At 38.5% G+C, this 13,593-nt stretch carries 12 protein-coding genes; 3 read left to right on the forward strand and 9 right to left on the reverse strand.

What is annotated here, in order from left to right:
• Positions 1 to 60 precede the first annotated feature (60 nt).
• The 5 genes from C7H19_RS09970 to C7H19_RS09990 all read right to left on the reverse strand — a co-directional run bounded on the left by C7H19_RS09970 (position 61) and on the right by C7H19_RS09990 (position 6,860).
• The gene (locus C7H19_RS09970; protein WP_106456727.1) at positions 61 to 792 is read right to left on the reverse strand and encodes a GUN4 domain-containing protein; all 732 of its coding nucleotides are present in this window, start codon (positions 790 to 792) and stop codon (positions 61 to 63) included.
• A gap of 105 nt (positions 793 to 897) precedes the next feature.
• Complete coding sequence (locus C7H19_RS09975; protein ID WP_106456728.1) at positions 898 to 3,021, reverse strand: sensor histidine kinase; 2,124 nt, start codon at positions 3,019 to 3,021, stop codon at positions 898 to 900.
• 89 nt (positions 3,022 to 3,110) lie between these two features.
• Positions 3,111 to 4,280, reverse strand: a complete 1,170-nt coding sequence (locus tag C7H19_RS09980) for a hypothetical protein (protein ID WP_106456729.1) — start codon at positions 4,278 to 4,280, stop codon at positions 3,111 to 3,113.
• A 169-nt stretch (positions 4,281 to 4,449) separates the two neighbouring features.
• On the reverse strand, positions 4,450 to 4,941 hold the full coding sequence (rfaE2, locus tag C7H19_RS09985; protein WP_106456730.1) for a D-glycero-beta-D-manno-heptose 1-phosphate adenylyltransferase: 492 nt from the start codon (positions 4,939 to 4,941) through the stop codon (positions 4,450 to 4,452).
• A complete protein-coding gene (locus C7H19_RS09990) occupies positions 4,938 to 6,860 on the reverse strand; it encodes a S9 family peptidase (protein WP_106456731.1) in 1,923 nt (640 codons plus the stop codon). Before C7H19_RS09990 ends, rfaE2 begins: the two co-directional genes overlap by 4 nt.
• A gap of 166 nt (positions 6,861 to 7,026) precedes the next feature.
• Here C7H19_RS09990 and C7H19_RS09995 point away from each other — a divergent pair, with 166 nt between their 5' ends.
• Positions 7,027 to 7,491, forward strand: coding sequence for a hypothetical protein (locus tag C7H19_RS09995; protein WP_219907626.1), 465 nt, complete (start codon positions 7,027 to 7,029; stop codon positions 7,489 to 7,491).
• A 10-nt stretch (positions 7,492 to 7,501) separates the two neighbouring features.
• On the opposite strand, the gene C7H19_RS10000 is transcribed toward C7H19_RS09995, so the two are convergent.
• Positions 7,502 to 7,909: a DoxX family protein gene (locus tag C7H19_RS10000; RefSeq protein ID WP_106456733.1), complete on the reverse strand. Its 408-nt coding sequence runs from the start codon at positions 7,907 to 7,909 to the stop codon at positions 7,502 to 7,504.
• 5 nt (positions 7,910 to 7,914) lie between these two features.
• Positions 7,915 to 8,712, reverse strand: coding sequence for a tryptophan synthase subunit alpha (trpA, locus tag C7H19_RS10005; RefSeq protein WP_106456734.1), 798 nt, complete (start codon positions 8,710 to 8,712; stop codon positions 7,915 to 7,917).
• A gap of 152 nt (positions 8,713 to 8,864) precedes the next feature.
• Here trpA and ruvA point away from each other — a divergent pair, with 152 nt between their 5' ends.
• Complete coding sequence (gene ruvA, locus C7H19_RS10010; RefSeq protein ID WP_106456735.1) at positions 8,865 to 9,494, forward strand: Holliday junction branch migration protein RuvA; 630 nt, start codon at positions 8,865 to 8,867, stop codon at positions 9,492 to 9,494.
• Here ruvA and C7H19_RS10015 read toward each other — a convergent pair.
• Complete coding sequence (locus C7H19_RS10015) at positions 9,491 to 10,093, reverse strand: Uma2 family endonuclease (protein ID WP_106456736.1); 603 nt, start codon at positions 10,091 to 10,093, stop codon at positions 9,491 to 9,493. The two genes, ruvA and C7H19_RS10015, sit on opposite strands and share 4 nt — an antisense overlap.
• A 146-nt stretch (positions 10,094 to 10,239) precedes the next feature.
• On the opposite strand from C7H19_RS10015, the gene C7H19_RS10020 reads away from it, so the two are divergent.
• Complete coding sequence (locus C7H19_RS10020; RefSeq protein WP_146136508.1) at positions 10,240 to 12,216, forward strand: hypothetical protein; 1,977 nt, start codon at positions 10,240 to 10,242, stop codon at positions 12,214 to 12,216.
• A 328-nt stretch (positions 12,217 to 12,544) separates the two neighbouring features.
• Here the strand turns inward: C7H19_RS10020 and lpxD are convergent, their stop codons facing one another.
• Positions 12,545 to 13,579 (reverse strand): UDP-3-O-(3-hydroxymyristoyl)glucosamine N-acyltransferase, encoded by a 1,035-nt coding sequence (gene lpxD, locus C7H19_RS10025; protein WP_106456738.1) that lies wholly within the window; start codon positions 13,577 to 13,579, stop codon positions 12,545 to 12,547.
• Positions 13,580 to 13,593: the final 14 nt, after the last annotated feature.

A 13,593-nucleotide genomic window follows, 5' to 3' on the forward strand; every position in this document is an offset into this window, starting at 1 on the left:
GTCAACAGTAATCAGTCCTCAAATTACTGATTACTGGTTACTGGTTACTGATAACTGAAATTACCAGCCTTTTTCTTCCCATACAGGATGATTGTATAAAGATGCGGCTACTCTCACACCACGTAATTGATTTAATAAGGGAAGATGACCCGCAGGTGCATTGAGATTCCAGATAAACTCATTGGGGTATTGTGTCCAATTGTTGCCGTTTTTCCAGTTAATTTTCGGCCAAAGTTTCGGGAAATCTTCACCTACTGATAACCAGATTTTTCGCTGAACTGAAAAGCCAAATTTTCCTTCAGAATGAACCCACCACAAAGAATTAATCGTATGTAAGTCGGTAAGTGGAAACTTTTCTACCTCGGTAAAATAAAGCCATTTACGCCCGATCGCTGCTTCTCCTGCTAGTTCACATAGCTTTTGTCGTGTTAAACTATCTGCGGTTTGAAAATCGCCTTCAACTAATAATTTTTGAAGTAAACGATAATCAATCTGGCGATCGCTGTCTAAAGGAACAACACCTGTCGGAAAATAAGTAGAAAGAAAATCTTGAGTTTGAGACGTATTAACTTGATAAAGAGTCTGATAAACCTTACCTTTTACTAAACTTATGGGAGTAGATTGATTGGAGCGTAAAAAATCCATAAGGACATCTAAACCCGCTTCGCCTGCACTCGCTAGATTTGGAATCATTTGTAACTGATTTTTTTCTGATTCAGCTTGGAACTGGCTCGAAATAAGCGAAACGTTTTCACTAGATTCTTGTAAAAGTGTCAAATCAGGATCAGTCATTGTATGTTTTGTTTTCTTTGATTCTCTAGCTGGTTAGATTGTGGAATTTTCCCTCTCGGTAGTCAATCCTTGATCGATCATATCAGACTGTAAGGTTGTCTTTGGTTATTTGCGTTTCTTGATTGTTTTTTTCCACCCATAACGCGCCCCTAAACCGACTCCCAGTAAAACAATTCCTGCAATCAGGCTACGTGTTAGAGGACTATTCAAGGGAAATAATCCTGTGTCTGAACTTACAATCTTAACTGAAGTAACCGCCCCTACTGCATCGATCGCTACTGTATTAGAATTGCTGTATTGTGCCACTTTTTCTGTGGAAGGAAGGTAAGTCAAACGGACATAGGAAAAAAAATCATTTTTGTGCCAACCCCATCGATCAAGATCAATCCCTTCTTGTTGGTGATCCACAAAGCCGATATTTTGCCAGATTGTACCATCTTGGCTAATTGCTACAGCAAGTGCCTCTATTGTCGGTTGCTCACCGATAAAAATCCATAGATCTGGGGTCGAATTTCCGTTCCCAGTTAATAAATTGTCTGTAAACTTTAAAATTAAACTACCACCAAGGCTTAAATTGACTACATTGTGAGGTTGCTTAAAAAAGAAAAAGCGTTTTTGTGATTGTGAATTGGGAATGCCCAAAGCGGCTATCGGATTGTTTAAGCTATTTTGACTAATTGTTAACTGAATCGGCTGAGTTTGGGGCTTGGCTTGATAATAAACGACTTCATCGGCAAATGAAATGCCTCCTTGTGGAAATTTTAGCCCTTCAAAAGTTTCCACTTGATTAAAGGTGATCGTAAGGATCAAAGGGGGCAAAATTGAAAGCATGATGATCGCGCTCATCAGTGCTGATTTTTTGAGTAGACGCAATGACTGATTAGTATTTAAAGATTTTGACAAAATTGAAGTTTTCCACGATGACCACTGAGTCATACTTTTGGCAGTTTCTGGACGATAAAGGGGTAAAATAACCTGAAAACAACTACCTTGACCTAACTTACTACTTACGGTAATCTGGCCACCATGACTACGGGCGATCGCTTGAGCAATAGCTAATCCGAGTCCAGTTCCACCTTGACGATGGGAACGTGCTTGATCCGCCCGCCAAAAACGATCAAAGACAAAGGGTAGACTATCGGAAGGAATACCAATTCCTGTATCAGAAATGCTCACCTTAGCGGACTGATTTTGTTGAACTAGACTAATAGTAATTTTTCCTGCTTGAGGAGTATAGTTTAAGGCGTTTTCGATGAGGTTGGAAAAAAGCCGACTTAATTGGGCTTGATCGCCCCTAATTTTAGTTGTACCTGAAAAATAACAGTTAAACTCGATATCTTTTGCTTCGGCTGCTGATTCAAACCAGTCATAGAGGTCATCTAAAAGAGTATCTAATGCGAGACAATGCCATTCACTGGCTGTTGGTTTACCTTTAGCTTCGCTACGAGCTAAAAACAGCAGATCTTGAGTTAAATGGGTCATTTGTTCAGTTGCACTGGAGATCGCTGCTATTTTTTTCGCATCTTTCTGCTCAAAGCGTTCAGGATGATTACGCATTACATCGACTGAGGCTTTAATGGCTGTTAAGGGGCCGCGCAATTCATGAGAAGCATCAGCGGTAAACTGTTGTAATTGTTTAAAACTTTGCATTACTGGTTCTAGGGCTTTTTTAGTCAGCCAAAGTCCACTAATGGCAATCAATCCTAAAACTGCGATAATACTAATTCCTAGCTGCCACAAAAATTGATTTTGAACGGTCTGTAATTCTTCTGTTGTTTGACTACTGCGAATATAACCTTTTAAAGGTGATTGTCCTTGAATGGAGCGATCTAAGGTAATCGAAAGTGTAAACGTCCGAATTTGATAGGGAATTAATTCTCGATCGCTGATTAATGTCCAAAATCCCAGTTTAGGAGGGAATACTAATTTTAAATTGCCCTGACTTGCTAAGAGTCGTTCTTGAGAGTCAAACCATTCTAAGCTCTGTTGTTCTGAATTAAAAATCTCGCGCCAAGGTACTTCATCTAAATTGTTTAAATAATCGCTGCTTTGGCTAATTTGATTAAAGGAAGGTACTGCTACTCGTGCTAAGGTTTCTAAATTTTTATCTATTTGATGATACAAACTGCGACTGAATAATCCAAAAAAAGCAGCACTAAATAAGCATAAAATAGCTGCCATTACCAACAGGTAATACAATAATAGACGACTACGTGAACTTTGGAACATCTGATGATGTCGCTGTTGTATTGATTAGTCTTATACATCTTAGCCAATTTTTAGGGGCATCCACGAGAGAAAGTTAAAGAGAAAAGACATTAATTTACATCTGGGCTGACTTGACTAATTTCGGATAATTCAGAAAGATTACCCGGGCGATTTTCTCCCCATTTGATCAGTTGATTTAAAACAGAGGGGGAAAGTGTTGAGCGACGGGCTGCATCATTGATCGTTTCTCCTCGACGTAAAAGTCTAATCGCGGTTTGAACTTTTTTGTAGGTTTGTGTTCCGTAAGTAATCTGACCTTTTTCATCAGCGACCATTAAACCAGCAACAATATCATTAGCACGAGCAATATGTTCTTTATGGTTTTGTTGGGACTGAAATTCCGAATTAGACATATAATCCTGATAGAATTTCTTAGAAAGTTGTTGGGCCATCAGTACTGTTTTGTTTTTGAGTTCAGTGTCATTGTAATTATTGGTTTGAGTCGGCGTAATGAAGCTATCCTTCAGTTTTTGTCCAGTTTGAGCAGTAAACAAGGCTCTTGAATCTGGAGTAATTTCTCCACTAGATAATTTTGGTCGAGGTGTTTGGAGGGTTTGAGGGGAGGAGGGAAGATTAAAAGAGGTGGATAAAGAAGGTACTCCTCTTCTAAATGGAGGTAAGGTTGATTGAATCTGAGAATTTTCGTTTGTACTAATTTTTTTCTCTCGCTCCGAATTTTTTGAGACGGGAATTGAGCTTACATTTTTAGGTGAATTAATTTTACTCGAAGATTCTAAAACTTTAAAAGACGGTTGAGAAGGTGCGATCGGTCTATTTGTTGGAAGTAATGGTCTTCTTTGTCCACTGTTGAGGATTTGATTGAGTAGAGGTGGAGAATTTGGACTACTTGAAGAAACGTTACTTTGAATTGCGGTTTGAGGATAGTTATTGTTTATAATTTTCAAGGACTGCTGACCATCTTTGGGCAAAAGCATATCTTTGACTTTAGTTTTATAAGCTTTTAATTCTCCTTCTAGTTTTTTAATTTCTTGTTCGTGCTGGGCGATTTTTTCGTAGCTTGTTTCTAATTGTTGTTGTTCGGCTGTTGTTTTAGCTTTAAGCTCTGTATGATAAAACTGGCTTGGCTCTGATGAATTTTGTTTATGATCGGTTAATTTGGTCTGTTGCTCTCGCATTAGTGCAAAAACCAGTAGTGATACGATCGCCGTAGCAATATTAATACTAATGAGGATTTTAACTACAGAGAGTAAAGTTTTCATGCTTTTAACTCCTATACTGACTTTCTTTCCTCCTTCCCAATTTTTATGGGATAGATGGAAGACAAGACGGGCTAAAGGTGTGCTTTGATACCCTATAGTCAAATGAAATAAGTCGTTATTTGCACAACAATCACTAAAATCAACTATTTAGGGCATCGCCTCTAACATACTATAGTTTATTTCTTGTAATATGTTCAATAATTCTGGATGTCGATGTGGGAATTTCTATCTTGACTAACTCGATTTTTCCGCCGTATGCTTGAACGGTCGGGGTTTCGGGTAATGTATTCAGGGTATAGTCACCACCTTTGACGTAAATATCGGGTTTGAGGGTTTCGATTAAGTTGGTTGCGGTTGTTTCCGAAAAAATGACTACACCATCAACAGATTTTAGCGCGGCAATCACTTCAGCGCGTTGAGAGTCAGGGATGATTGGACGGGGGGGAGATCCAGTTTTAGAGGGTTTTATCGTCCGTACAGACTGATCACTATTGATTCCGACGACTAAAGCTTTACCATAGGTTTTTGCTGCACTCAAATAGCGTATATGACCAACATGGAGTAGGTCAAAACATCCATTAGTAAAGACTAAAGGTCGCCATTGCTTAGGATGAGTAGCGATCGCTTTTTCTAATTCATTGAGGGTGTAGACTGCTGTCATTTTTGAGTTAGATTCATAATTTCAATGGTTTCTATTGGTTCTGCTAAAGGAATACTAAAGACTTGAGTATAGAAATAGTATTCCCCATCCAAGGCTTTTTTAATCGTTTCTGAGCGTCGAAAGCCGTGTTGTTCTCCAGGAAAAGGCACATAAGCAACGGGTAAACCTTTATTTTGTAGGGCTTCTACCATCATTTGAGCTTGGTTAGGTGGAACGATTTTATCTTCTAATCCTTGAAAAAAGATCACAGGACATGACAATTTATCGATAAAATGTATCGGAGAACGCTTGACATATATCTCTTTTTGTGCTGGATATTCTCCAACGAGGCGATCTAGATAACGAGATTCAAATTTATGGGTATCTTGACATAAGATTTCTAAATCACTCACTCCATAATAACTGGCTCCAGCTTTAAAGGTGTCATAAAAGGTTAATGCAGCTAGGGTTGTATATCCTCCGGCACTTCCTCCAGAAATCATTAAGCGGTTGCTGTCTACTTTCTTTTGTTTGGCGAGATAGTTAGCACCGTTGATACAATCAAGTACATCGACAATACCCCAATTGTGGTCCAAGCGTTTGCGGTAGGCTCGTCCATATCCAGTACTTCCGCCATAATTAACATCAAGATAGCCAAACCCGCGACTTGTCCAGTATTGAATTCTTAAGTTTAACCCAACTGAAGCGGCTGCGGTTGGCCCGCCATGACTTTTAACGAGTAAGGGGGGTTTTTCGGTAATGGGGGCTTGGTAATCGGGATTTTTTGGCGGATAATACCAAGCATAGGCAGTCATTCCGTTTTCTGTGGGAAAAGCGATCGCTTCTGGTATAGAAATATATTTTGGATCTATAGTAATCTGACTAGAGCGTTGTAGAATTGTTGTTTCTTGAGATTTTAAATCATATTGAATAATTGCTGTGGTTTGTGTGGGTGAACTCCCAATAAATACCAGTTTTTCTCCTTGGATTTTTAGAGAAGAAATATTAGTATAAGGAATGTTAATCGGATGCAATGATTGAGTATTTAGATCAATGTATGCTAGATACCATTGTCCATTCTGGGTATAAGTACAAGCGATTTTTGATTTGTTGATAAAACCATAAGTAGTAATGCCAAAAATCCAATGAGGATAGGCGAATTCTGCCTCAGCTTGGATTAGAGGTTCAGGATAATTTTGATAGTTATAAAGATTCCACCATCCTGAACGATCGCTACTAAAATAAAGTATACCATCTGGCGACCATCTCGGCTCACAGATTGATTCTTCTCTATTTCCGACAAGACATTTACTGTTTTCTAAGTTTCCTTGCTCATCAAAATTAGCCAGCCATAATTGACTTTCATCCCAAGGCATATTAGGATGGTTCCACTCAATCCATGCAAGTTGATGACCATCAGGACTTAAACGAGGTGAACTATAAAAATCTGCACCAGAAGTTAATATTTTAATCTCTCCTGTTTTTACATCTACACTAGCGATATAGTTTTTGGGTTCTTGTTCAGCTTGAGTATGATCTTCACAAACACAAATTAGATGATTACGGGTTCTATCTAGAATAAAATCAGCATAACGAAGTTTGTTTTCTGGAGTTAACGGCTGTGGTGGATTAGGATAAATTTGTTGATAGATTCGTTGATCAGCAAAATTTACAAAATAGATAATTGTATCAATAACGAGCAAAGAACCTCCCCCGTATTCATGAACAAGAGTCCGCATATTATAAGGTGGGGGAATGATTTCGATATTTTTTCCTTCTATTGATTTTTTCACTAAGACATTTCGTCCCCCTTCCGATGGTCTTCCTTCTATCCAATAAATCTCATTTCCATCGATGGCGATCTCACCTAAACCGATTGTTTCTGCTACAATTAGGTCAGAAGTAATTGGAGATTTCCAAGAACCGTATTGACACGACATAGTTAAAAAATGTTCTCAAAGTTACTTAATTTTATCTTATAAGATAATTTGTCCGTTTAATTTAAAAATTATTGATTAAAATAATATTAATTTTTTTAGAGCGTTTGTTTTGTTGTTCCAATTACGGCTTATTATAGAGATTAAGATCTGTGGCACAATCATCGACATGAAGTTTGTTTTAAAAAGAATTCTTAGCTCATCATTCGTGGTCAGTAGTTTAGTCATCGGACTAAATTTTCCAGTTTTTGCTCAAGAGCAAACGATTGTTAATCTTCAGATTAAAAGAGCGATCGATGCGGCACAAGAAATAGATAAAATTCCTGATGCTGGTAAATTAGATGGTGATTACACATATTTTACTTTATCTGATGGCTTTATTTGCGGTTTCCTTTTTAAAGAAATGCCAAAAGCATCAGTTTATGTAATTTGTCAAAATAAAGTTGTCTCAAGATCTCTCACCAGTGTAGAAGAAATTGAAGCGGTAGCTGATTTATTTGCCGAACAATTACAAAATCGTTCAACGAATGCAGGTCAAGAACTGGCTCGAAAAATTCAAGAAAAGTGGCCAACAGAAACAAATACACAATACCAAATTTCTGATCCAAATGGCCATAAGTTGGGAGCGCAATAATTTTTTATTTTTAGCGTCTGATTCTTTTTTTTGTTTCCCTCGATAAAGAATTAAGGGCATCAACACTGTAGGAACCAGCACCATAGGCAATAATCATAAAAAGTCCTCCCATTAAAGCCAAATTTTTAAAAAATGAAATTTCTTCTTTGGGAAAATCCGTATGAAAAACTAAAGTAGCAGGAATTAAAAAACCAATTAAAATAAGCGCTCCCCAACGCGCTTGATAACCCAGTAGGATAGAGAAACCACCGACGATTAAAATCAATATAGTAGCAGCTAAAAGAAGACTAGGAAAAGGTAGTCCAACAGATGCCATATATTGTTGTGTAGAAATCGGATCTAAAACATGATCAATTCCAGATTTAATAAAAATTGCTGAGAGTAAAATTCTAGCGAGTAAGGGGATAAACTGTTCCATAAAAGTTAGGAAGCGATCGCTTTTTGCAGGCTCTGACAGAATTCACTTACTGATTGTAATGCCTTTTCCGGTGTTCCTGATGCGAGTTTTTTTACGACTGCACTCCCAACAATTACGCCATCTGCGCCCCATTTTTTGACCTGTAAGGCTTGTTCTGGGGAAGAAATGCCAAAACCGACCCCAATAGGTTTATCAGTGACACTACGGATCAGCGAGATTAATTCTTCAACACGAGTCGCCACTTGAGAACGCATTCCCGTAACTCCCGTCACACTGACTAAGTAAATGAATCCTTGAGACTGTTGAGCGATCGCTTGAATTCGTTCAAATGAGCTTGTAGGCGCGACTAATAATGTAACATCTATCCCCCGATGTGCGGCGGGTTCGAGCAGGGTGTGAGCCTCTTCTAGGGGCAAATCAGGGACAACTAATCCTTTGACTCCTGCTGCGGCGATTTGATCTAAAAAAGACTCAGCACCTCGGTAGAATATGGGATTATAGTAAGTAAAGAGAATAATTGGGGCGGAGATTTCTGGGCTAGTTGTTCTGACGATTTCTAGGACATCTTCTAGCTTGACTCCTTTTTGTAAAGCGCGAGTCGCTGCTGCTTGAATAACGGGACCATCTGCGAGAGGATCAGAATAAGGTACACCTAATTCGATAAAATCTGCACCCCCAACATCCAAAACTTTTAAAGCTTTAGCGGTTGTTTCTAAATCTGGATCACCTGCCGTTATAAAAGGAATAAAAGCACATTTATTTTGATGGCGCAGAGACTGAAAAGAATCGGAAATAGAAGTCATTTTTTAAATCGTATTGAGCATTATTGTTCGAGAAGCAAGTTGCTTGAAAACTTTAATCTAAAACGTTGTTTTTTGCGCCGCATAGAGTTAAAGTTTGATAAAGATAAGCATTTTGGCTAATTTTATTATTATATCAGTGTGGTGCATTTTTTATGATTAGCTATCTTAAAGGTCAGGTGATTGATATTGTCAAGAGTACGAGTAATCGTCTGATTTTAATTTTAGAAGTTAATCAGATGGGTTATGAGATTCAAATTCCTTCTCGGTTAGCAAGACAAGTCACGCAAGACGCTAAGGAAATTACACAGATTTTTACTCATTTACAAAGTAGAGAAGATCAAACAATATTATATGGTTTTGCTAGTACCGCCGAACGTGATTTATTTCGTCAGCTAATTGCTGTAACAGGAGTTGGAACGCAGACAGCTATTGCTTTAATTGATACACTGGGACTGGAAGAATTAGTACAAGCAATTATTACGTGTAATATTAAAACTTTGTCTAAACCGTCAGGAGTGGGGGCAAAAACAGCCGAAAGAATTGCTTTAGAATTAAAAACTAAATTATCTCAGTGGCGAAAAAATAGTGGTATTTCTGTTACTTCATCTACCGCACTTCCAGAAAGAGAGATTTTAGAAGATGTGGAAATGACTTTACTGGCTTTAGGATATACTAATGATGAGATTAATCAGGCTGTATCCGCTTTGAGTCAGGATGAATTAATGCTAAAAAATTCGAGTACAGAAGAATGGCTTAGAAATGCGATCGCATGGTTAAGTTAGTTATCTTCTTCCCCTAATGCGACATCTTCATACATACTAGATAAAGGACAAGAATAATTGATACTGGTAAATTCTATTTCTATTTCTTCTGGAGAAAGATTCATCTCATCAAGGCTATAAGACGTTAATTCCCATTTATTATTTTCATTAAGTCGATAGCAGTCCACATTTATTTTATCAGCACTTATTAAAACATATTCTTTTAAAGTACTAATTTGGCGATAGTGTTTAAATTTATCACCGCGATCAAATGCTTCTGTACTTGGGGAAAGAACTTCAACAATGAGACAAGGATGATAGATGACTCTACGGGCTTTTTGATCTCTAGGATCACAAGTTACAATCACATCAGGATAGTGAAAGGGGCCTTTTTCCGATACACCGACTTTCGCATCCGCCATAAATACTTTACACCCTTTACCCCGTAAATAGGTTTTTAATGAGGTTGTTAAATTAACCGCAATTTCATTATGAGGGAGTGTACCTCCTGTCATGTCGTAAATTTCCCCATCAATGTAGCCATATTTTAGGGGTTGTTCTTCCTCCCAGTCTAGATACTCTTCGGGAGTCATGTAAATGAGTTTAGGATCAGCAACCATTGTTTAACCAGTCCGAACGTTTGTATTAATTATATGATTTTTATGTAGCGATCGCTTGATGAGCCATGATAAGTTTAGGGTTTTAGAGGATTATTGTGAATGATCTGGCTGCTTTTTGGGAATACTAGCTCTAGTAAAGTTGATCTGTGTTTAACGAGACTATGATGAGTGAAGAAGACATTCTTAGGATAATAGAAGAATATTGTCAGGAAACGGGAATTTATTTTCAGGTTTTTTTACAAGTTCCTTATTTGTATGTCTATATTAACCGTGAAGCGGCTCAACTCGTTGATTATAACCAACTGAGCGAAAAGATGATCAGTGCGATCGCTCATCAACAAATTCCAGAATTACAGGGAATTTCTCTTCATAGTCGCATTTTGGGAACTATTGAACCAGACTGGGAAACTTATTTAGAGTTACCTTCAGTCGAAAATAATGTTATTGAATTAGAAAATGAATCTTTACCGGTTGTCTATGACTTAGAACCTCAAGAAACAATTCTTACTGAGTCATCATCTGAACCTATCTTAAAAGAAACTCCAGAAACAATTCTTACTGAGTCATCATCTGAACCTATCTTAAAAGAAACTCCAGAAACGATCGTAAACGAGTCATCATCTGAACCTATCTTAGAAGAAACTCAACCCACATCAGAACCCTTTGAATTAGCAAAATACTGCTTTATTCGCAACCGTTCTTTATTAACAGCAAAGCTACCGCATCCCTCTGCTAATATTGCCAAAATGGTTGACTTTTTTCACGTTTTACCCAATAAACAAATTATCGCGCCTTTTTTGGACGATATTTTTAATAAAGGCAAAACACCGAATACAACAAATCATCCCCCAAGCGTACAACAATGGGTCAAAGAGCTTGTAGAGTTAGATGAGGAGAAAAAACGAAAAACTTCTATATGGTTTAGTCGTTATTGTATTAATCCGACTGCAACAATGGAACAAGTAACAGCAGTTTTATCGATAGCGACGGAAACATCGACACCCACTAAAACAGAAGAAACCGAACCGGAAAAAACTACAGAAAAAACAGAACCCTCTCTTTTAACCCCATCTAAATATAATCCGCCCACATCATCCCCACAACAACCCACGCAAAAAGTAACGGGATCTCGACTCAAAAAAACAGCGACAAAGAAAAAAGCCCCCACTTGGCAACCTTCTTCAGTTCATTTAGCGATCGCCTGGGTCATCTTTACCATATTCGTCGTTATGATTAATGTTCGTACGATGAGTACAGCCTTAGAAACCTCGCCATTGTGCGAAAACTCTCCATCTTCTGATCAATGCGAACTAGCAGTACAGATAGCCAGTGCACCAGCGATCGAGTTAGCGTTCAAACGTCATCCCGGTACACCCTCAGAACGGACAAAAGCAGCCGCAGAATTTGAAGGGGTTACAGCCGATGTTTATACACCTCCGGCGGGTCTTGAAGCGACTGCGATCGGTACCTGTCAATTTTATGCCAGCCTCAATGCGGGTTTGTCTTATAAAGAAATCATCAAAATGAAGACAACACCTTTATCAACAGATGGAACTATTGTATTACCTGGGGTTTATTTTGTTGATGTCCAACAAAACAATTTTAAAGGTGGTTCTGAACCCATTAGAACGGCTTGTGTATTCCAATATACAGAAACAAAACAAAAAGTTAATGTCAATACTTTAGCAAAGGAAGTCATTCCTACTAAATGGCCAGAAGTCGCTTATGAGAAAACATCGAAATCTATTGCCATTCAAAAAACTGTAGGGGTTTTTAGTATACTTAGTGTCTTGGGGACAGGAACCTTATTTACCGCAATTGGTCTATTTGTTGCTAGTGTTTTAGGGTTAGGAATTCGCGCTTATAGTTTAGAAGCTATTTTCAAAGCGTCTTTTTTCTTGGGAATTATTGAACTGCTTTTATCTTTTCTTCCGTCGTTGTTTATTGCTAGAATCGCTTTAGAAACTTTGGCTTTATCTCTCACTTCTGCTGTAGTAAAAGATTTTAAAGTCGAGTGGAGTATGGGTTATCCTATTGTTGCTGCTGGTGCAATAGTTATAATGGGTTTGAGAGCTTTGCTAAACTGGATTTTATTGATCATGATTTTTACGATAGCTCAGTGAAAGGGGTTTGAAAATTAAAAAGCCCCTAACGCACTATAACCCGTGTGAAGTACCTATCGCTAATTGCTTCGCAATATAGCGTAGGCTTCCTGCTTCAACGGGATGTGCTTTCTACCCCGAAAGATAGCGAGTCTTACCTTCCCTCCACACGCCAGGAGTCCAGCCTTCCGCAGACCCATAGTTTTTCTTGTAGCATCGCCCACTTAGCTTGGTTTTCGCATTGGGAAAAATGGTCAAGATTGCTCAATTATATCACAGTTTCTGTCCGCAATTCATCCCATCGCTAAGAGCGCGTATAGCGTGGGACTTCTTGCAGCGAACAGTTAAATTATTGAGATTTTAACTGTTTAATGGCTTGGTAAATTTCTGGAAGACGCTTATAAGCAGCAGCAACCTTTAAAAAATGTTTATAAGGCATTGCGGGACTACCGGAGACTATTTCACCAGAATTAATATCATTATGTATTCCCGTTTGGGCTGTAGCGATCGCATTATCCCCAATTTTCGCATTATTGGCGATGCCGACTTGTCCTGCTAAGATTACATTATTGCCGATAATTACGCCGCCTGCCATACCCGCTTGTCCTGCGATCGCGCAATTTTCCCCAATCTGACAACCGTGACCAATTTGTACTAAATTATCAATTTTAGTATTGCGTTTAATTCGAGTTTCTCCCACTGCTGGACGATCAATAGTTGTATTACAGCCAATTTCCACTCCATCTTCTAGTACAGTGTAGCCCGATTGTTCCATTTTGTACCAGCCTCCAGGACTCGGAACAAACCCAAAACCTTCTGCACCAAGGACAGCCCCACTATGCACTACACAATTTGAGCCGATTTGAGTGCGTTCGTGAATAGTACAGTTAGCGTGTAAGATTGTGCGATCGCCAATAATAACATCTGGATAAACGACAACATTAGGATGAATACAAACCCCATCTGCGATCTTAACGTTTGCTTGGATGACGACATGGGCACCTAAATAAACGTCTTTGCCGATGGTAGCCGAAGGATCAATAACTGCACTGGGGTGTATATGGGGTGAGGGTTTAAAAGGTTTGTAAAATAAATTAATCGCATGAGCAAAGGCTAGACGGGGTTCAGAGGCGGCTAACCAAGCAATCCCTTTTTGTGTCGCTTGAGCTTGTAAAGCTTCATCTAGAGGCAATATTAACGCGCTGGCTTGAGTTTTTTCGATTTGGTGCGCGAATTTTGCACCCTCAATATAACTTAATGTTCCTTTTTCTGCTTCATCAACAGCAGCCACACCATTAATATCGGGGTTACAATCAGGACTAGCAGTTAAACTATGGCATTTTATTAACGGGTTTAGTTGATGAATAATTTCTGTAAATTGCATTGGTAGTTGTTTGA

The sequence above is a fragment of the Aphanothece hegewaldii CCALA 016 genome (assembly GCF_003007785.1).
GTDB classification, from domain to species: Bacteria; Cyanobacteriota; Cyanobacteriia; order Cyanobacteriales; family Microcystaceae; genus Chroococcus; species Chroococcus hegewaldii.